Raw genomic sequence first — 18,055 nt, 5'->3', positions numbered from 1 at the left:
AAACAGGTACATATCTAACAACATATCAACAAGCAATAAATTAAGCTAGTACGTTTATTTTAATATACAGTTGAGCTAGATAGAATATCTTTATGAAAACGTACTGTTTCAGAACTATAGGCAGTCATATTTAGTACACTTTTTATAGAATATGATATGAGGACTACCCCATCTTTCAGTGTACTCACCCAACAAGGATGAAAGGGTATTAAAAAATAAAATTGCTTATCAAGTTTTTCTAAAACAAATGGTGCTGGGGGAGCTTTTTATTTGTGCTACAATTCTTAGAAAGAAGTATTTGATATTATTAAACACGCTAGTTACAGCAATTATAGGAGGTATTCATTTTTAAAACTTTTGTAAAATTATCCACTTGAGAGAAAGCAGACAAAGAAAATATAAATCATATTATACATAGCTTTTCCTTTTCTATTATCTTCCTTACCCTACTCCTAGTTACTGAAACCTTCCCTTAAAAAACAAAGAACAGCTAATATTTTTAAATAAGGAGTTTTTAAATGAGTAATTATGAAAAAACTAAGAATAACAAAAATATAATTTTAGGTATTATATATGCTCTAATTGTAATATCTGTATATGCATTTAACTTACATCTACAGATAGCTTTGTCTATACTTACTCTTGTCATAATATTTGAACTTGTAACTTCAATAAAAGAAGATGACAAAGCTAAAAATGTTATAAACATTATTACCATATGTTTATTTATACTTGGAATTGTTTTTCTCTAACTAGTACTTACTAATAGCTAACAATATAAAAAGAGCAAAGGCTTCTTATAAATGAAGAAGCCTTTGCTCTTTTTATATCTTTCCCACTCTTTTTCTAGACGGTTAGTATGCTTTTGAATATCGCTAACATGTTTTAATTTAAGATTAAGGTTGCCTGATATAGATAGTCAGCAACAGTATACTTTTACGGGCTTTTTTTTGAGATAAGAAAACTATCATTTTCCAGTTTAAGTAAGTTGAAGCTCGTCCTTAGTGAACCATAAAAAATCCCCACTAAATATAGTGTAGCCCTCACTCTCAAAGAGTAATTTCTTTACACTATACTTAGAGGAGATAATACCAAATTTTACTGTTTTTCTTGCATTACGTGAGCTACTTCAGTAAAAATTACACCTAAGCCATGTGCACCTGCGTCCGGATAACCAAGGCTTCTTTCTCCAACCGTACCAGCACGCCCCATACGTGCAACAATCTGTTCAGTTGATTTTGCTCCTTCAACAGCAGCTTCTGCTGCTTTGACAAGCGCATGTTTCAAGCTTTCACCTTCAGCAGCACTTGACGTTAACGTATCTGCATAAGGTACTAAGGCATCAATTAAAGTTTTATCTCCCACAACAGCTCCACGTCCAAAAGAACGTTCTCCTGTTGCTTGAATTCCTTTTACAGACGCTTGGATCATTTCAGCAAATTCTGTTAAAGTCAGTTCGGTTTTAGATTCAGTGTTCTTTCCAGCCGCACGAAATGCTGATCCCCAAATAGGCCCTGATGCCCCGCCACAGTGCTCCATGATAACAATGGAACATGCCTCTAAGAAGTTGCCAATATCATTTGATTTATTTTCTAGAATTTCGTGCCATTCAGCTTTCAATTGTTTGAATCCTTTAGCAACACTCATACCAAAGTCTCCGTCACCAGCATGGGAATCTAATTCACAAAACGGTATTTCATTTCTAATAATACATTCACTCATTTGGTCTACCATAAAAATAATATTATTCAACGTCAATCGATTTTCCGTTACTACGGAATATTCTTTGTTGGTTTGCACCTCATAAGACACTTTCGGGGCCTCCGCGGTACCGATGATTTCATCATAAGTGACAGCTGGTACTTCACCTTTAAGTTTTAGCGCAGGAGTATCGCACTCTTCAGATAGAAGACTCTTTAAGTTTTCATCTAATTTCATAATTGAAATAGAAGCACCGGCCATATCAATGGCTGTCATATAGTTTCCGACAAACGTTCTTGCAATCGTTACTTTTCTACGTGACAGTTCACGAATGACAGAATGATTTAATAAATACAGTTCTTGAAGAGGTGTGTTTCCAAATCCATTAATTAGGACAGCCACTTCTCCTTTTCCATCTTCTATCCCTATTTCTTTTAATAATGCCGTTACCATGCGCTCTGCAAGTTCGTCTGCTGAAATAATTTTTTCACGACGGATACCAGGTTCTCCATGAATGCCAACGCCAAATTCCATCTCATCTTCTGCAATCTCAAAAGTAGGAGTTCCTTTAGCAGGAACTGTACAAGAAGTTAGTCCAATACCAATGCTTTTAACATTCGCAATAGCATTTTCTGCTGCCTCTTTCACTTTTGGTAGATCATATCCGCGTTCTGCTGCAGCACCTGCTATTTTATGGACAAGAACAGTACCAGCCACTCCACGTCTTCCAACTGTATATAAGCTGTCCTGTACAGCAATATCATCATCTACTTTTACATAATCCACTTGAATTCCATCTTCTTCTGCTAGATAAGCCGCATTCTTGAAATTCATCATGTCACCACTGTAGTTCTTAATCACGAGTAGAGTTCCCTTATCGCTAGCTGTTTCTTTAATGGCTTGATAAATCTGTATTTGAGAAGGTGAGGCAAATACATCTCCACAAACTGCTGCATCTAACATGCCCTTCCCGACATATCCAGCGTGAGCAGGTTCATGTCCACTGCCGCCCCCGCTAATTATGCTTACTTTATTTTTATTAATTTGCTCTTTTTTAATGACTTTATATTTTTCAATTAAATTCAGTTCCGGATGTGCTAGAACCATTCCTTTACACATCTCAAGTACGACATTTTCTGGTTTATTAATAATTTTTTTCATCTTATATTAACCTCTTCTTATAATCATTTCCAATTTGATCTGCTGCAAGAATAGCTGCAGCTACTGACTCTGGAGTAACAGGGAATGGCATAGAATAAATAGATTCCTCTGGAATACAAGCTTTGTTAGCTACTTCCATTAACTCTTCTTGTGTAATTTGTTCTACTCCAATATCAGCAAGACAAACTGGGAGTCCTACTGCTAAACAGAAATCTAACACTTCTTCTATTTCCTCAGTTGGCGCATTTTCCAATACCAATTGTGCTAATGTACCAAAAGCTACTTTTTCACCGTGGAAGTAGTGATGCGCACTTTCTAAAAGAGTAAGCCCATCATGAATGGCATGTGCTCCAGCTAATCCACCACTTTCGAATCCTAACCCTGATAATAAAATATTAGCTTCAATAATGTTTTCTAAGGCCGGAGTAACAACATTATGATCGCTTGCTGCTTTTGCTTTAACCCCGTCCTCTAATAGAGTGTTGTAGCAATGTTCTGCTAAAACTAACGCTGCATTTGTACCTTTTGCTGGTGCACATACGTCCTCACGCACTCCACAAGGTAATCCAGCATTTACATTAGAGAAAGAACGTGCTGTTGCTCTTGCTTCGAAATAAGTGGATAACGCATCCCCCATACCAGATACTAAGAATCTAGTAGGTGCATTAGCAATGACTGTTGTATCAATTAATACAACACTTGGGCTTTGCTTAAAGTATGCGTAATCATCAAAAGCACCCTCTGGTGTGTAGATAACTGCGGAATGACTTGTAGGTGCATCCGTAGCAGCAATTGTTGGGACGATAATTAACCCTTCTCCCTCTGCTACACATTTTGCCGTATCAATTGCCTTATCACCACCTAAACCAATTGTACAATCACAGTTGTTTTCTTTTGCTATTTCCTGCAATCTAGAAATTTCTGGTCTGGAGCACTCGCCATTGAATCCGCCTTCAAAAAATGTAATACCATATTTTTCTGCTGTTGCATCTAATTTGCCTTGTACACGTTTAATATCTTCAGGATGTGCTATTAAAAGTGCAGAGGTACCAAATGTTTTCACAAAATAACCTAAATTTAAAATTTCATCTTCACCTTGAATGTATTTTGAAGGACTAATAAATGCTTTTCTCATAAATAAAACCTCCTAATTAACTTTGTAATCCCTTACAATCGAAATTTTACTATCTTTTGTGTAAGATTACATTAGTCTTAAATGACGAGTTTTTACAACTTTTTATCGTATTTTTTTGCTCTCTTCATTTAATATGGTATTATTATGACATTATTTCAGGTGAAAATACTACTAAGTTCACGTTGAAAAGAGGTTACCTTTATCGCTGAACACTCTTTTATTTTACAAACTCAGGAATAAAATAAAGGTATTCTCAAGTAGGTAATACAAACTACCACACGGGAAGTAGAAGCAAGGGAGATAAAACATCATTGAAAACTACTTACATGAATTTAGATAAAATACTAGATTTAAAGAAATGGCGAAATCTTCAAGATTCACTTGCGTTTGTTACAAAATTAGCGATTGTTACGGTTAACTATAAAGGAGTGCCCATTTCTCAACACAGTGGTGTACGTCCATTTTGTGAGACTATGCGTAAAAATCCTGATACGGCAAAACTTTGTGAAAAGTGCGATGCGCGGGGAGGATTGGAGGCAGTTAGAACCAATGCTCCTTATATCTATTTATGCCACTGGAATATTGTCGATATTGCCATTCCCATTATAATTGATGATAAATATGTAGGCGCTATCATGGCGGGAGAAGTAAAAATTGAGGATGGTGACAAACATCCTCAATTGGAACAAATGCTTACTGTTCCATCAAAGGGATTTGAACAGAAGTTAAATAATAATGAGGAAATACAGCGTCTATATGATTCTATTCCTACTCTATCCTATACAGAAATTAACGAAGCTGCTCAAATGTTATATAGGCTTTGTAACTACATTGTAGAGGAAGCTATGAATAAAAATTTGATTTTAGAAGTATATGAAAAGATGGCTCCAGTAAAAGAAGACGTTTCTACTGAAGATATTTCTTACGGTTATTCTCTAGATAATATTCAAAATATAAAAAAGGAATTAGCCAACACAGTTACTAATGCTTATGTAAAAACGTCTATTAACGATCACTTAGTTTGTAAAAACAAAGTATTACAGCCAGCCTTTGACTACATTTATAAACATAAAAGAGAAAAAATATCTCAGCAAAAGATGGCTGATTTATGTCACATTAGCACAGGTTATTTCAGCCGTATATTTACCAAAGAAACGGGTATGAATTTTTCTGTTTTTATTTCGCTCAAAAAAATAGAGTGGTCCAAGCAATTATTAGAAGAAACGGATTTGTCTATTGCACAGATTAGCGATGAATTAGGTTTTAATGATCCTGGATATTACATCAAGACATTTAAAAAATATGAAAATATAACTCCTAACGTCTATCGGAAATATTATCAAGAAAAGATGTAGAGTTTTCAGTCCTGACGTAAGAAACATATAACTTTTCCATACTGATACTAGTATTCTAAAAAGGGTGCTTTTCAGTATGGAAAAGCAATGAGACACAGTCATGTGCTGGCCTTTACGCTATAAATAATATATAAATCTCTATTCCGCATGCTTATAAACATTGGGTCTCAGGCCCTCAAATATTGGGATGTTTTTTTGTTGTTCTGTAACTTTCTGTATATGAATTTCTGCTGTTATGATTTCTTCTTTGTCTCTCCCCTCTTCTATAATGTTTCCATTTGGATCGATGACCATTGAATGTCCAGCGTATGTGTTGCCGACATGATTTTTATGATTCACATTCCCCACGCTGTTACATGCAATGACGTATACACCATTTTCTATAGCTCGTGCTTTCAATAGTGTTTTCCAATGGTCTATATTTTTAGTAGTCCATTGTGCAACGTAGAATACAATTTTTGCACCTTGAGAAGCCGGAAAGCGTGTGATTTCTGGAAAACGTAAATCGTAACATATAATTTGACTAGTTTTGATACCGTTAATTTTGAATACTTCCGGTACTTCATCTCCACCTGTTAAATAATGATGTTCATCTAACATCGGCACGAGATGTATCTTATCTTTTTGGTAGAGCAGTTCGCCCGTTTTTGATACTGCAAAGGCTGTATTATAAATATTTCCATTCCTTTTATTCGAAACTGAACCTGCAATGATATTCACTCGATGTTTAGTTGCTAAACTTTGGATAAATGGAAAAGCCCTCTTTAAATCAATGTCTGCTTTTTCTGCTACATTTTTTAAATCATAACCCGTATTCCACATTTCAGGTATTACAACAATTTCCGTATCTATATCCAGCTTTTCTGCAAATAAGGATACAATACGGTTTTCGTTTTGCTTAACTTCTCCTTCAATAATCTCCATTTGAAATAATTGTATTTTCATGTTTTTCCCTCTTATTCATAGATAAATTTATAAATAGAATATAAATCATTGCTGTATTTGACATCTTCGCCATGTGAAGAAGAAATAATAGAGGGTTTAATTTTATCTATAATTCGCCCTCTATTAATATTTTCATCCATATCAACTGTGAACTTTCGAATCGGTGGATGTAAGGATTCGGTATTAGAAAAGAATAAGTCTCCAATTAGCAGCACATTGTCCTCTTTATGATGGTATATGACATGTCCTGGGGTATGTCCGGGTGTTAGATATACGTCTACGGGTAACGTTTTAATGATATTGTCACTTAAACCTTCAACTTGATGTTCTACGCCTGTTGTTTCTTTTTCTGCCTTGTTTGGATACGGTTTTTCGCCATTGATAAAAGGCGTTTCAATTTCGTGTGCGTAAATAGGAATATTTAAATGATCTTTTAAATACTTGGCACCATTAATGTGATCCAAATGGCCATGTGTCAGCAAGATACTCTTGGGAATACCTAAAGATTTTGCTGCATTCAACTGCGCATATGCATAGTCTTCCATTCCGGTATCGATGAGATAAACATCCTCACCATCCACTATGTACCATGTATTGATCTTAACTCGGATACCAACGACGGTTTCATAAGTGAGTCTATAAACATGTTCAGAGATTTGAACAAATTCCAATTCATACACCTTCTTCTGATTTATTTGATATCATAAGTGTAATCAGAAAAAATAGGAGTAACAAGAAGGCACAAATTTGTTACTCCCCATTGAGGTGAGGAAATGTCAGAGTTTAAAAGCGATCAATACGGCCCTTGTACGTTAACTGTAAAGCAAGCCTGTCCAATTGAATTAGCGATGCACATTATGGGCGGTAAATGGAAAGGCATTATTTTGTCTTTGTTATCAAAGTCACCTATGTATTATAATGCAATGCGCCGTGAAATACCGGGTATTACTCAGCGCATCCTTACACTCCAGCTTCGCGATATGGAAAAAGACGGATTAATAGAAAGAGAAGAAACAAACGATAACCCTAAAAGAGTTTTATATTATTTAACAGAGCTTGGAGAAAGTTTTATCCCAATACTTAAATCTTTAGAGAAATGGGGCAATGCTTACATAAGCAAGCAGGAAGAAGGAATAAAAGAGTCTCAATAATTAAGGGTAATCCCTCACTTTATTCCTTTAACATTTAACATACAATCAAACCTATTGTTCATATAAGCATTCATTTCTATCTATTCTAATCAAGTTTTGGCATAGGAACGAGTTCTAATTATAAGCAAGAAAATATATATGCTTACAGTTAGCTGTCTTAACAAGAAAACTCCCCTAAACATAATCGATTTTATGCTAAATAAAAAAGACAGAAAGAGTCTACTTCTTCCTGTCTTTTTTGTCATTTAAGCATCAGCAACATGAGTTGCTTGCAGGTGACTTTTCATTCACTCCAACGCTATCCTCAGTCTTATGAACCTCACTATCAGATTTCGTATAAAAAAACTCCCACTCGTTCCCGTCAGGATCTGTTACCCAAAACTTATCTTGCACAGCATAGCAGCAGGTCGTATCTATTTCTTCGCGAGCAAAGAACCCCTCTTTTTCTAGTCGTGATTTATGAGAATGAATCTCCTCAGGAGTTTCTACTTGGAAGCCGAAATGATTCACTTGATTACCTTTTACATCGTCACGTACGTTCAAGGTGAAATTTAATCCGGGTTCATCTAACAAGAATTTAGCATAATCTATTTTCGTTTTCACAGGTTGAACGCCAAATACCTTTTGATAAAACTTAATGGATGCCTCTAGATTCGTTACATTAATTCCTACATGAACATATTTCATTTACACTTCCTCCTTCGCATGCTAAATAATATTATTTGGAATGTAGTAAATTAAGAGCATGGGCCGCTTTTACTTGTATCTTTTCTAAACAAGCAGCATAGTTCTTCTGATAAGAGGTGGTTCACCTCTTTATCATTTAAATCATAATAACTCCATGTCCCTTTTGTTTCTTTTGTGATGAGGTTTGCTTCTAATAAAATCTTTAAGTGGTAGGAAAGTTTAGATTGAGACATCCCAAAGAATTCAGTTAGATCACATACGCATGTCTGTCCTCGCTGGCAGAGCTCATACATAATTTCTAATCTCTTTTGATCAGCAAGAGCTTTAAATTTTTGTTCGTACTGTTTAAATGGGTGCTTTCCTTCCTTGACTGTTTCCATTGTCATTCTCCTTCATCAATTTTTTTTGATTTAAAGTTCGAAGCTCTCGGCAGCTTTTTTAAAGTTACTGTATGTAGTTTCCCCTCTTAACGTAGGATCTTGATGAAAAAAACGCTGAAAGATTAGACTTTGTGCTTCCTTATAGTTCATCCCTTGAGTGTTCATAACTAAATGAAAATAGGCTCGAAAGTACGTAACGGATAAGTTTCCAGAGTTGTTGACTCTCACTGCTTTTCCCCTCATTTTTATAAATCAATTTTTTTTGATGTATTCATCATATCTGGAAAATTTAGATAAATCAAGACATTAATCAAATTTTTTTGTTTAATAGTAGTGTATATTTTTGTTGAATGTATAATCAAATACTTATATAATTATATTTGGAAGTAAGGAGGTGAGTTGGATTGGATGTAAAAGTACAAATAGAAATGGAGAAAGCAGCACAGATACTGAAGCTGCTTGGCGATAAGACAAGATTATCTATGATGAAACTGCTCCAAAATAACGAGTGCTGTGTTTGTGAGCTAGTTGAAATTTATAAAGCAAGTCAACCGGCTATTAGCCAACACTTGCGTAAATTAAGAGATATCGAACTTGTAAAGGAAAGACGACAAGGACATTGGATTTTCTATTCATTAAATAAAGAAAACGGCTATTATCAGTTTGTCCTTAATATACTTGAATCTTTACCAAGCGAAGATGGACGATTAAAAGAACTAGAAAAGCAAGGATTACGCATTAGTTGTTGCTAATAGTAGGAGGTTTGTAAAGTGGTATCAGTTATAGTAGCCTCCCTCATCTTCTTAGTGACATTGATTTTTGTCATTTGGCAGCCAAAGAACTTGTCTATTGGTTGGTCAGCGTGTGGAGGCGCAGTTTTAGCTCTTTTAGCAGGTGTGGTTGATTTCCATGACGTGCTGGATGTAACTCAAATTGTATGGAACGCAACGTTAACGTTTATTGCAGTTATTATTATTTCTTTAATTTTAGATGAAATTGGATTTTTTGAGTGGGCAGCGTTACATATGGCACGAGCTGCAGGAGGTAATGGCGTTCGCATGTTTGTATATGTATCCCTCCTAGGAGCTGTAGTAGCCGCATTATTCGCTAATGATGGGGCAGCCTTAATTCTAACACCTATCGTACTTGCTATGGTGCGGGCACTCAAATTTGAAGATAAAATGGTCTTTCCTTTTATTATCGCCAGTGGATTCATTGCGGATACAACATCGTTACCTCTTGTAGTAAGTAACTTGGTCAACATTGTATCAGCTGATTTCTTTGGTATTCGTTTTTCTGAATTTGCCTCACGCATGATTGTGCCAGATTTATTTTCACTTTTGGCAAGTATTACTGTCTTGTATTTGTATTTTCGTAAAAGCATCCCTAAGAAATACAATCTAGATGATTTACAGAAACCTGTTGAGGCCATTAAAGACATGAAAATGTTCCGTTTATCAGGAATCGTTTTATTTATTTTAGTTCTTGGTTATTTTATTGGTGAGTTCTTCAATGTTCCAGTTTCTATTATCGCAGGTATTATTGCCATTTTATTCTTAGGAATAGCAAGAAAAAGCCCGGCTGTTCACACGAGAAAAGTGTTAGCAGGAGCTCCGTGGGCGATTGTTTTCTTTTCGATTGGTATGTATGTTGTTGTGTATGGATTACGCAATGTGGGGCTAACTGAAGTACTAGCAAGCCTTATTCAAACAACCGCTGATCAAGGATTATTTGCAGCAACCATTGGTATGGGATTTATTGCAGCCATTCTCTCATCGATTATGAACAACATGCCAACCGTGATGATTGATGCTTTGGCCATTGATGCAACTTCTGCAACAGGTACGATTAAAGAAGCTCTGATTTATGCAAATGTCATTGGTTCGGATCTAGGACCAAAGATTACACCTATTGGCTCTCTAGCGACGCTCTTATGGCTTCATGTTCTCTCGACAAAAGGAGTTAAGATTTCTTGGGGAACTTATTTTAAAACAGGTATTATCTTAACCATCCCAACATTGTTTATTACACTTGTTGGTTTATATATTTGGTTATCAATTATTTCTTAACACATCATAAAGGAGATTTTACACATGTCTAAAAAAACACTTTATTTCTTATGTACAGGTAACTCTTGCCGTAGCCAAATGGCTGAAGGATGGGCAAAAAAATATCTAAATAACAATGAATGGGATGTACGCAGTGCAGGATTAGAAGCTCATGGATTAAATCCTAACGCTGTAAAAGCAATGAAAGAAGCTGGTGTTGATATTTCAAACCAAACATCTGATATTATTGATCCTGAAATTTTAAATAATGCAGATTTAGTGGTTACATTATGTGGCCATGCAGCTGATCATTGCCCCGTAACACCTCCTCATGTGAAGCGTGAACACTGGGGATTTGATGATCCTGCAAAAGCAGAAGGAACAGATGAAGAGAAATGGGCATTCTTTCAACGTGTCCGTGATGAAATTGGTGAGCGTATTCAGCGTTTTGCCGAAACAGGTAAATAATTAATTAAGAAGCAGTCTATTTGTGTAGACTGCTTTATTTTTTCTCCACTAATAAGGGGCTTTTCACTTTTATAGTTCCTGAAAATAATAGGCTCTTGTTTAGTACCTGAACGGCTAATAATTAATTGTTCGTAATAAATGCCACCTCTGATGTAAACCGTAGTTCCGGGTGGAGCTGCTTCACTTGCCTTTCTTAATGTTCTAAAAGGTTTGCTTTTAGTACCTAAGTTTTTGTCGTCCCCTGTAGGAGAAACGTAGATCTCATGATGTATAGGTTCTACTGAAGGCTGATTAGCTGCCTCAACCCTTTGGTTTATACAACACAGTAAAATAAGAAAAATACCAACTGCTTTTTTCATAAGATACTCCTTAAAGTTAATGAGTTTCACTTACAAGATGTTTAAATTATACTATTGCTCTTTTAATAAATATGTAAAACATCGCACTATGTCTTGTTATTTTTTAAAACTACAGCAACTTTTACATTTAAAACGGAAAGTGCTAAAGTAATGCTAGAATATGGAGGTTTGAGAAATGAATAAGGAACTTAAGTTACGTCCTTTGGAAAGAGAAGATTTAAAATTTGTCCATGAACTCAATAATGATGCAAATATTATGTCTTATTGGTTTGAAGAGCCTTATGAAGCTTTTGTAGAGCTACAGGACTTATATGATAAACATATTCACGATCAAGGTGAGCGTCGGTTCATACTAGAAAAGGACGGGGATATGCTTGGATTAGTGGAATTGGTCGAAATTGATTATATTCATCGTAGAGCAGAGTTTCAAATTATTATTGACCCTACATATCAAGGTCATGGTTACGCCATGGTTGCCACAAATCTAGCAATGAATTATGCCTTTTCGGTATTGAATATGCATAAACTTTACTTAATTGTAGACAAGGAAAACGAAAAAGCAATTCATATCTATAAGAAGGTCGGTTTTTCTATCGAAGGTGAGTTAAAAGATGAATTTTTTGTCGATGGAAGCTATCATAACGCTATAAGAATGTGTATGTTTCAAAAAGAATATTTACAAACCAAAAGTAAAAACTAAGGTTGAATTAGTATAAGTTTCCTGCTCACTAAAAGAGAAAAAAGAATGAGATCGGGCTTCTGTTAATGCAAAGAGAAAAACTCCTGTTCAGACGCAACAGGAGTTTTTCTCTTTTTAAGCTGTAGATGATATACAAATTTCTATTCTGCATGCTTATAAACATCCGGTCTCAGGCTTTCAAATATTGAGAAGAGCCTTTACCATGGCGGTAAAGGCTCTTCATATGCTCTTCCCTGATGGGAGTCTTATGTTATCTTTAGTTAAGGTCTATGAAAATTGACTGTTTTCTCGTCATCTCCTGTGCGTTCAAACCAGCCTCTGAAGGCCCAGTTATCATAACCTCCATCACCTTCATTAATAAATGTTCCTTCTTCAAATATCCAGACTCCATACGTAATACCATCATAATCCACGGTATCAAAATACTGAACACCTTGTAATTGATCTGAATTATAACTTTGACTCAAATTCATAACCATTACATTATATTGTTGACCTGATTCAAAAAACGCTTTTTCCATTGCTCCCTTGACGAACCCACTTCGATTGTCGGCCGTTTTAGCCGCATCTGCAATCGCTTGTCCTATGGCTACGGGATCAACTGTTACGTCTCCTCCAACTTCTGCAGCTTCTGCGGAGCCTGCAGAACCTCCTAAATTCGGTAGAGCTAATGGCGTCGCTAACACAGCTAAACCTACGGCAGAAGCTACAACAGCTTGTTTCGCTCTTCTCATTTGATCTCCTCCTATTTTTAGGTGATTCTTAGAATATTTACCCTTTTTTTCCACGTTAAAACAAAAAATACTGTAATTAAAAATAAAAGGTAGACCATTTCATTTTTTTGAAGCATCTGTTAACCAAACATAGGCTTATAAGTTTTTTTCTAAAAGCTCGCCCACTTTTTCTGCCATTTCTCTCGGTGAACATGGCATCTCATTTTTGAGCTATTATTCTACTATGACTCCGTATTAGAAAAAGTTGAGGTAGCTCATTCAATATGATAACTAACTATTATTTAATAGATTTAGTCGCAATATAACAAGGCATATATTCAGTGATTTTCCCCTTGTGATGATGATCTTCATAAAGGTCTTGTAAGGTGAATCCAGCTTTTAGCTGTCCGCCAATTTGAGTTTCTAATGAATGGCTAAACTGTACACCGCCATTTTTTATAAGTTCTTCATCATTTTCTACGGTGTTTTTCGTTCCATCATAAGGTAATTTATTAACCACTTGTAACGCTTCCTCATCTTCTCCAAATAAATAAAGAGCAGGATTTGCAAAGCCAGATAGCAGAACGCCACCTTTTTTTAGAACTCTAAAACATTCTTGCCAAACGTGTTCAACATCTTGAACATAGCAGTTTGATACAGGGTTAAAAATCATATCGAACGTCTCATCTTCAAATGGAAATGTCTTACTCATATCCCCTTTAACTAAGTCAATAGAATAGCCTTCTCTAGTGGACACCATTTTTTCTAATTCTAATTGCTTATCAGAGTAGTCAAAAACCGTAACTTCCGCATGTTGGGCTGCAAAGACTGGGCACTGCTGTCCTCCTCCGCTAGCAAGTCCCAATATTTTTGCTTTTTTAAATGGAATAAACCAGTTATGCGGAACAGGCTTACAAGGTGTTAAGTAGATATCAAAATTACCTTGAGTTGCATCTACAAAATCTTGATGATTAATAGCTAATGACCATTCTCCTCCAGCTGAAGCCCATTCATCCCACATTTCGGAGTTGATTTTTGTATAATTAGATTTTTGCGTCATAGTTAATCCCCCTTCACCTTTTTACGTACTTTGTTTAATTTTACCATGTCACTAGAAGAATAATTTAGATGTACTAATTAATTTGTTCTGTTTCAGATAATTAATCTGTACTAGAGAAGTACTTAATAGATATTTTTAAAAATAAAAAACACCCTTTTGAAAAATCAAAAGGGTGTTTGTATCTTAAATATAAAAGCTTGTATATAAACAAGGTACGAGTTTTATTTTTAATGGCTTGTCTCGAAGCTTTCAGCCATCATAAGGTCATTTTTGTAGGCGGCCATTGCGAGTTCATATCGTACCTTTTGGCTCGCTTCTACAAAATCAGCTTCCTTCACAAGTCCTGATAATGAATATTGGTGACCTTTAAAACCTACGTTCAGTTCAGTAATTTGATTGAATTGAAAGCTCTCTATAGGAACTCCATTCACATCTTTTAACAAATATTGACCATATTTCTCGTTACATGTTTGTGCTACCTGCTCCATTACTTTGAAGGCATCGTCCGGGTTTTGCCTATAGTTGAGAATAAGACTTTCATTTACCCGGCGTCTTCCTCGGGTTCCGTTCTGAAGTTCCGTAATGTTGCTATATGAGACGGTATAGAGGTAGCCGTCATATTGACGAATCTTTAAGTAGCGCATCGTAATTTCTTCTATTTTCCCTTGACGGTTTCCGTTGAGAATAACATAATCTCCGTGGTGGATCTGGCGTTCAAACAAGTAAGTCAGTCCCATTATATAATCACGGATGATATGCTGGAGGATTATTGCCAGGGCACTGGCCAACACTACCGAACTAGTGAGAATCTTTCCGAAGTCAAAGAAATGGCTAAGCACATAAATAAAGAAAAAAGCCAGCCCCAATACTCTTGTGACCTGATTAGAAAAGTGCATGAGCGTCTCTTCTCGTTTTTCATCTAAAAAGCTCGTTTTATCAAAGAAAAGCTTAATGAATTTGCGAATAAAATAAACGATAAGTACAATCAGCAGCCCTACCGTTAAAACCTTTACGGGAAACTGCTGGAAAAATTCAGTGAAAACCAACTTACCCACTCCTTATTTCTAACACTATACCAAAAAAATGTACGGAAAGACAAAAATCTTCTGTTCCTTACAAACCTTAATGATAATAGCACGGTTTCCTCAAAAAAAGAAGCATATTCTATGCTTCTTGAAGGTCGGTCATATTCGGCGACAGTCTTTCAAATTGTCTTCCATCTTTATATATCTTTTGAATTTTGGAGGCTTTCTAATAAAGACATTCCTATATGTTCATCCTTATTTCTACTTAGTCTATAATTAGTTAAAACGACGGAAGCAACTTTCTTTTCTTTATCAATCCCTAAAAATGAGCTGAAGCATCCTGTTCCACCGCCGTGCAATATCACATTATTGTTTTTCTTTAAAAGCAACCATCCAAGACCCATATCAAACTTCTTTGTTCCATTGGCGTATTTTTTATGACAAAAAGACAGATATGGTTTATCTTCATCCATATTTATTTTTGCGTATTTAAGTAAATCATCAGCGGTTGAGGATACTGCGCCCGCAGGTGATATAAAATTCCCCTTGTCCCACTGCCAGTTGCCACAATCATTATTTTTGCGGTCATAGCCATGTAGATTATTGTTTGAAGCGCCTAAACAAGTATCCTTTAGTCCAAGCTCATTAAGAAGAAAGTCATTCATAGTATCCCAATACCCCTTCCCCGATATCATTCCCAACACGTATCCAATAAGGGATATACCGAAATTGGAATACTTCCATGAATAATCTACTTCTTTTAATTTACTTTTTTCGATCAGCATCTTCATTTTGTTAAAATCCATATGTAACGGATTATTTTTATTCAAATCACTTCCGCCAAAAATCAAATTAAAAATTATTTTAAAATATTCCCGTTTATTTAAAGGTAAGCTTCCTGAATATCCAGAAGAGTGAGTAGCGAGGCGGAGCAATGTAGGATAATACGTATCTTCCTTAAGTTCTTTTATGTACTTTCGTATAGAATCGTTTAGTGTCAACTTGTTTTCAGATATGTATTTTGATAGCAGCGATATAGTAAAAGTCTTAGTAATAGAACCAATTTCATAATGATATTTTTTGGATGAGTCAATTTCACCGCTTTCATTATAAATTTTGATAACATATTGGTTGTCCGTTAAATAGCCAACGGTTAATTTCAAATTCTTTTTTCCTCTACAGGTCTTGTTAATTAATCGTACTGTTTCATCACTGATTTCAAACATAATGAGTGCTCTCCCTTATCCTTTATTTCGAAAATCATTAAAAGGATCGATATGCTTCAAAGTAAAGTAGCCTATCAAATTTATTTTTATAAGTTCTTTTTTATATTATCAATTGCTTGAACTCTTCGACTTTCAAGCTCCCTTATCACTCTCAACTGTAATTCATTGTGATCTTCATCCATTTTGATGTTGCCTTCTTCTTCAAATCCATCATGTTCTTCCCCGTCAAAGCTATAAAGTTTCTTTAAAAGCTTCCACATTATTTCCAACTCTTCGGTTGAAAACTTTTTAAAAAGGCCTTCCAAAAAGAAAATTCCTTTTTCTGAAACAACAAGCAGCGCTTCTTTTCCCTCTTTGGTGATTTTTACGTTAACTGCACGTTTATCTTTACTGCTAGGAACCACGTCAACATACCCCTTTTTTTCCATAATGGTAATTAACTGCTTGACGCTTTGTTTTGTGGTTCCTAATTTTCTAGCAATATTATTTAACGTTGTTTCATCTTCAGGTAAATGAGCAATTGCCACCATCGCCATATGCTGTCTTGATGTTAAGAGCTCAAGAGACTGATCTCCTTTCACCTGGACTTTATTTGCCAGAGAAAATAAGGTAGCGTAAGTTTGCTGCATTAAAAAAAGATCTTTATAAATATCCATATTAACCCTCCATTTTAGACAATATATTGTCTAAAATAATAGTATATTTTGTTAATTAAGTCAATGTACTGTTTATTTTAATTTTGACTATTCTGTTACACTAAAGCAGGCAAAGAAATAGTGGCCTTTCGTAAGCAAAAGTTGTCCTTTCTATATCTAATTAGATATACTAAAAAGGCACTCTAATTTAATATCACTCTAAAAAAATGTAAGAAAACCGATATGAAGTAAAGGAGAAAAAACATGAACCAACACACACAACCTTTAAACCCTATCGCCTTCCACCTTGGTCCACTTGAGGTCCATTGGTATGGAATTATTATAGGGATAGGAGCTTTTTTAGGCTTTTTGTTAGCCTCGAAAGAAGGAAAGAAACGAGGTATCTCTTCAGAAACCATCTCTGATTTACTTCTGCTAGCACTACCCATTGCTATCGTTACTGCTCGAATTTACTACGTACTTTTTGAATGGAGTTACTATAAAGACCACCCAGGCGAAATTATAGCAATTTGGCATGGAGGCATAGCTATTCACGGTGGAATTATTGGATCTGTATTAACAGCTATATGGTTTTGCAGAAAAAAGAATCTTTCTTTTTGGAAAATGGCTGATGTTTTAGCTCCTAGCTTATTATTAGGCCAAGCTATTGGCCGGTGGGGAAACTTTATGAATCAAGAAGCACATGGCGGACCTGTTACACGTCAGTTTTTAGAAACTTTACATTTACCTGATTTTATTATTAATCAAATGTATATCAATGGAACTTATTATCATCCTACATTCCTTTATGAATCCCTTTGGAACATAATAGGTGTTCTTGTCTTGATCGTACTAAGAAAATCTTTGTTAAAAAGAGGCGAAGTCTTTCTTACTTACTTACTATGGTATTCGATAGGACGATTTTTTATAGAGGGATTGCGTACAGATAGCTTAATGCTAACTTCTCATATCAGAATAGCTCAGCTCGTTTCTTTCCTTTGCGTGCTAGGCAGTTTGATCCTGCTATGGTATAGACGTAAAAAAGGCTTAGCAACTAGTAAGACTGTATCTCTCTCATAAGCACATATGTTTTTGTATGAATGATTTTTTAAAGAATTAAACGATAAAAACATACAAAAGGAGCAAATTGATTTTCAGTAACTCTGAAGATCAACTTGCTCTTTTTTCGTTTCACTTATTAATATTTTTAATCTTAATCATGATTTATCTGTATTTTACTAATAATAAAGTGTCTTTTATAGTTAAATCATACACTTCTTGTGTGAAGCCGCGCTTGATAAGAATT

Annotated in this window: 20 protein-coding genes; 8 read left to right on the top strand and 12 right to left on the bottom strand. The window is 35.3% G+C overall.

Translation table 11 applies throughout. From position 1 onward, the window contains the following. Positions 1-518 precede the first annotated feature (518 nt). Positions 519-752, top strand: a complete 234-nt coding sequence (locus tag MKX72_RS08865) for a hypothetical protein (protein ID WP_028413804.1) — start codon at positions 519-521, stop codon at positions 750-752. Positions 753-1,098: 346 nt separating this feature from the next. Here the strand turns inward: MKX72_RS08865 and dhaK are convergent, their stop codons facing one another. Together dhaK and MKX72_RS08855 are read right to left on the bottom strand one after the other, a co-directional pair. Then, positions 1,099-2,862: a dihydroxyacetone kinase subunit DhaK gene (dhaK, locus tag MKX72_RS08860; protein ID WP_033578637.1), complete on the bottom strand. Its 1,764-nt coding sequence runs from the start codon at positions 2,860-2,862 to the stop codon at positions 1,099-1,101. Position 2,863: 1 nt separating this feature from the next. Beyond that, positions 2,864-3,997 carry a glycerol dehydrogenase gene (locus MKX72_RS08855; protein WP_340759186.1) on the bottom strand — a complete coding sequence of 378 codons (1,134 nt, stop codon included), beginning with the start codon at positions 3,995-3,997 and terminating at the stop codon, positions 2,864-2,866. A gap of 311 nt (positions 3,998-4,308) precedes the next feature. Between MKX72_RS08855 and MKX72_RS08850 the strand changes: the two genes are divergently transcribed. Next, on the top strand, positions 4,309-5,352 hold the full coding sequence (locus tag MKX72_RS08850) for a PocR ligand-binding domain-containing protein (protein WP_098627273.1): 1,044 nt from the start codon (positions 4,309-4,311) through the stop codon (positions 5,350-5,352). 138 nt (positions 5,353-5,490) lie between these two features. On the opposite strand, the gene MKX72_RS08845 is transcribed toward MKX72_RS08850, so the two are convergent. Then, a complete protein-coding gene (locus tag MKX72_RS08845; RefSeq protein WP_155008675.1) occupies positions 5,491-6,297 on the bottom strand; it encodes a carbon-nitrogen family hydrolase in 807 nt (268 codons plus the stop codon). A gap of 11 nt (positions 6,298-6,308) precedes the next feature. Further along, positions 6,309-6,968, bottom strand: coding sequence for an MBL fold metallo-hydrolase (locus MKX72_RS08840; RefSeq protein WP_098627275.1), 660 nt, complete (start codon positions 6,966-6,968; stop codon positions 6,309-6,311). Between the two features lie 102 nt (positions 6,969-7,070). Here MKX72_RS08840 and MKX72_RS08835 point away from each other — a divergent pair, with 102 nt between their 5' ends. Beyond that, complete coding sequence (locus tag MKX72_RS08835) at positions 7,071-7,448, top strand: winged helix-turn-helix transcriptional regulator (protein ID WP_047751227.1); 378 nt, start codon at positions 7,071-7,073, stop codon at positions 7,446-7,448. Positions 7,449-7,700: 252 nt separating this feature from the next. Here the strand turns inward: MKX72_RS08835 and MKX72_RS08830 are convergent, their stop codons facing one another. Both MKX72_RS08830 and MKX72_RS08825 read right to left on the bottom strand, forming a co-directional pair. Then, entirely contained in the window at positions 7,701-8,135 is a 435-nt protein-coding gene (locus MKX72_RS08830) for an ArsI/CadI family heavy metal resistance metalloenzyme (protein ID WP_033578632.1), read from the bottom strand. Positions 8,136-8,185: 50 nt separating this feature from the next. Beyond that, a complete protein-coding gene (locus tag MKX72_RS08825) occupies positions 8,186-8,515 on the bottom strand; it encodes an ArsR/SmtB family transcription factor (RefSeq protein ID WP_033578631.1) in 330 nt (109 codons plus the stop codon). A 404-nt stretch (positions 8,516-8,919) separates the two neighbouring features. Between MKX72_RS08825 and MKX72_RS08820 the strand changes: the two genes are divergently transcribed. Genes MKX72_RS08820 through arsC form a run of 3 tightly spaced genes read left to right on the top strand, consistent with a single transcriptional unit; the run spans position 8,920 to position 11,031 of the window. Next, positions 8,920-9,267, top strand: coding sequence for an ArsR/SmtB family transcription factor (locus tag MKX72_RS08820; RefSeq protein WP_014460639.1), 348 nt, complete (start codon positions 8,920-8,922; stop codon positions 9,265-9,267). Between the two features lie 18 nt (positions 9,268-9,285). Further along, positions 9,286-10,584, top strand: a complete 1,299-nt coding sequence (locus tag MKX72_RS08815) for an arsenical efflux pump membrane protein ArsB (RefSeq protein WP_034264885.1) — start codon at positions 9,286-9,288, stop codon at positions 10,582-10,584. A gap of 24 nt (positions 10,585-10,608) precedes the next feature. Further along, positions 10,609-11,031 (top strand): arsenate reductase (thioredoxin), encoded by a 423-nt coding sequence (gene arsC / locus MKX72_RS08810; RefSeq protein WP_049163975.1) that lies wholly within the window; start codon positions 10,609-10,611, stop codon positions 11,029-11,031. Here arsC and MKX72_RS08805 read toward each other — a convergent pair. Continuing rightward, on the bottom strand, positions 11,004-11,390 hold the full coding sequence (locus MKX72_RS08805) for a DUF1565 domain-containing protein (protein ID WP_235918788.1): 387 nt from the start codon (positions 11,388-11,390) through the stop codon (positions 11,004-11,006). The two genes, arsC and MKX72_RS08805, sit on opposite strands and share 28 nt — an antisense overlap. A 175-nt stretch (positions 11,391-11,565) precedes the next feature. On the opposite strand from MKX72_RS08805, the gene speG reads away from it, so the two are divergent. Further along, entirely contained in the window at positions 11,566-12,090 is a 525-nt protein-coding gene (gene speG, locus MKX72_RS08800; RefSeq protein ID WP_028413819.1) for a spermidine N1-acetyltransferase, read from the top strand. A 260-nt stretch (positions 12,091-12,350) separates the two neighbouring features. On the opposite strand, the gene MKX72_RS08795 is transcribed toward speG, so the two are convergent. The 5 genes from MKX72_RS08795 to MKX72_RS08770 form a co-directional block, all read right to left on the bottom strand. Beyond that, positions 12,351-12,824: a hypothetical protein gene (locus MKX72_RS08795; RefSeq protein ID WP_063247007.1), complete on the bottom strand. Its 474-nt coding sequence runs from the start codon at positions 12,822-12,824 to the stop codon at positions 12,351-12,353. Between the two features lie 277 nt (positions 12,825-13,101). Continuing rightward, the gene (locus MKX72_RS08785; protein WP_155008676.1) at positions 13,102-13,863 is read right to left on the bottom strand and encodes a class I SAM-dependent methyltransferase; all 762 of its coding nucleotides are present in this window, start codon (positions 13,861-13,863) and stop codon (positions 13,102-13,104) included. Positions 13,864-14,090: 227 nt separating this feature from the next. Then, positions 14,091-14,918, bottom strand: a complete 828-nt coding sequence (locus MKX72_RS08780; RefSeq protein ID WP_223546501.1) for a mechanosensitive ion channel family protein — start codon at positions 14,916-14,918, stop codon at positions 14,091-14,093. A 167-nt stretch (positions 14,919-15,085) separates the two neighbouring features. Further along, positions 15,086-16,114, bottom strand: coding sequence for a serine hydrolase domain-containing protein (locus tag MKX72_RS08775; protein ID WP_098627276.1), 1,029 nt, complete (start codon positions 16,112-16,114; stop codon positions 15,086-15,088). An 86-nt stretch (positions 16,115-16,200) separates the two neighbouring features. Then, positions 16,201-16,770: a MarR family winged helix-turn-helix transcriptional regulator gene (locus tag MKX72_RS08770; RefSeq protein WP_033578624.1), complete on the bottom strand. Its 570-nt coding sequence runs from the start codon at positions 16,768-16,770 to the stop codon at positions 16,201-16,203. A 243-nt stretch (positions 16,771-17,013) separates the two neighbouring features. Between MKX72_RS08770 and lgt the strand changes: the two genes are divergently transcribed. Continuing rightward, the gene (gene lgt / locus MKX72_RS08765) at positions 17,014-17,829 is read left to right on the top strand and encodes a prolipoprotein diacylglyceryl transferase (protein WP_098627278.1); all 816 of its coding nucleotides are present in this window, start codon (positions 17,014-17,016) and stop codon (positions 17,827-17,829) included. The last annotated feature ends 226 nt before the right edge of the window (positions 17,830-18,055 follow it).

This window comes from Priestia sp. FSL R5-0597 (assembly GCF_038006305.1).
In the GTDB taxonomy this organism is placed as follows: domain Bacteria; phylum Bacillota; class Bacilli; order Bacillales; family Bacillaceae_H; genus Priestia; species Priestia zanthoxyli.
The sequence above is the reverse complement of the archived record's forward strand: the minus strand, read 5'-3'. Positions and strand labels throughout refer to the sequence as shown.

Coding starts and splice junctions, on each gene's coding strand:
- MKX72_RS08835 (WP_047751227.1), top strand. CDS start 7,071: ATGTCAGAGTTTAAAAGCGATCAATACGGCCCTTGTACGTTAACTGTA.
- MKX72_RS08775 (WP_098627276.1), bottom strand. CDS start 16,114: ATGTTTGAAATCAGTGATGAAACAGTACGATTAATTAACAAGACCTGT.
- MKX72_RS08825 (WP_033578631.1), bottom strand. CDS start 8,515: ATGGAAACAGTCAAGGAAGGAAAGCACCCATTTAAACAGTACGAACAA.
- arsC (WP_049163975.1), top strand. CDS start 10,609: ATGTCTAAAAAAACACTTTATTTCTTATGTACAGGTAACTCTTGCCGT.
- MKX72_RS08855 (WP_340759186.1), bottom strand. CDS start 3,997: ATGAGAAAAGCATTTATTAGTCCTTCAAAATACATTCAAGGTGAAGAT.
- speG (WP_028413819.1), top strand. CDS start 11,566: ATGAATAAGGAACTTAAGTTACGTCCTTTGGAAAGAGAAGATTTAAAA.
- MKX72_RS08770 (WP_033578624.1), bottom strand. CDS start 16,770: ATGGATATTTATAAAGATCTTTTTTTAATGCAGCAAACTTACGCTACC.
- MKX72_RS08795 (WP_063247007.1), bottom strand. CDS start 12,824: ATGAGAAGAGCGAAACAAGCTGTTGTAGCTTCTGCCGTAGGTTTAGCT.
- MKX72_RS08785 (WP_155008676.1), bottom strand. CDS start 13,863: ATGACGCAAAAATCTAATTATACAAAAATCAACTCCGAAATGTGGGAT.
- MKX72_RS08845 (WP_155008675.1), bottom strand. CDS start 6,297: ATGAAAATACAATTATTTCAAATGGAGATTATTGAAGGAGAAGTTAAG.
- dhaK (WP_033578637.1), bottom strand. CDS start 2,862: ATGAAAAAAATTATTAATAAACCAGAAAATGTCGTACTTGAGATGTGT.
- MKX72_RS08805 (WP_235918788.1), bottom strand. CDS start 11,390: ATGAAAAAAGCAGTTGGTATTTTTCTTATTTTACTGTGTTGTATAAAC.
- MKX72_RS08865 (WP_028413804.1), top strand. CDS start 519: ATGAGTAATTATGAAAAAACTAAGAATAACAAAAATATAATTTTAGGT.
- lgt (WP_098627278.1), top strand. CDS start 17,014: ATGAACCAACACACACAACCTTTAAACCCTATCGCCTTCCACCTTGGT.
- MKX72_RS08830 (WP_033578632.1), bottom strand. CDS start 8,135: ATGAAATATGTTCATGTAGGAATTAATGTAACGAATCTAGAGGCATCC.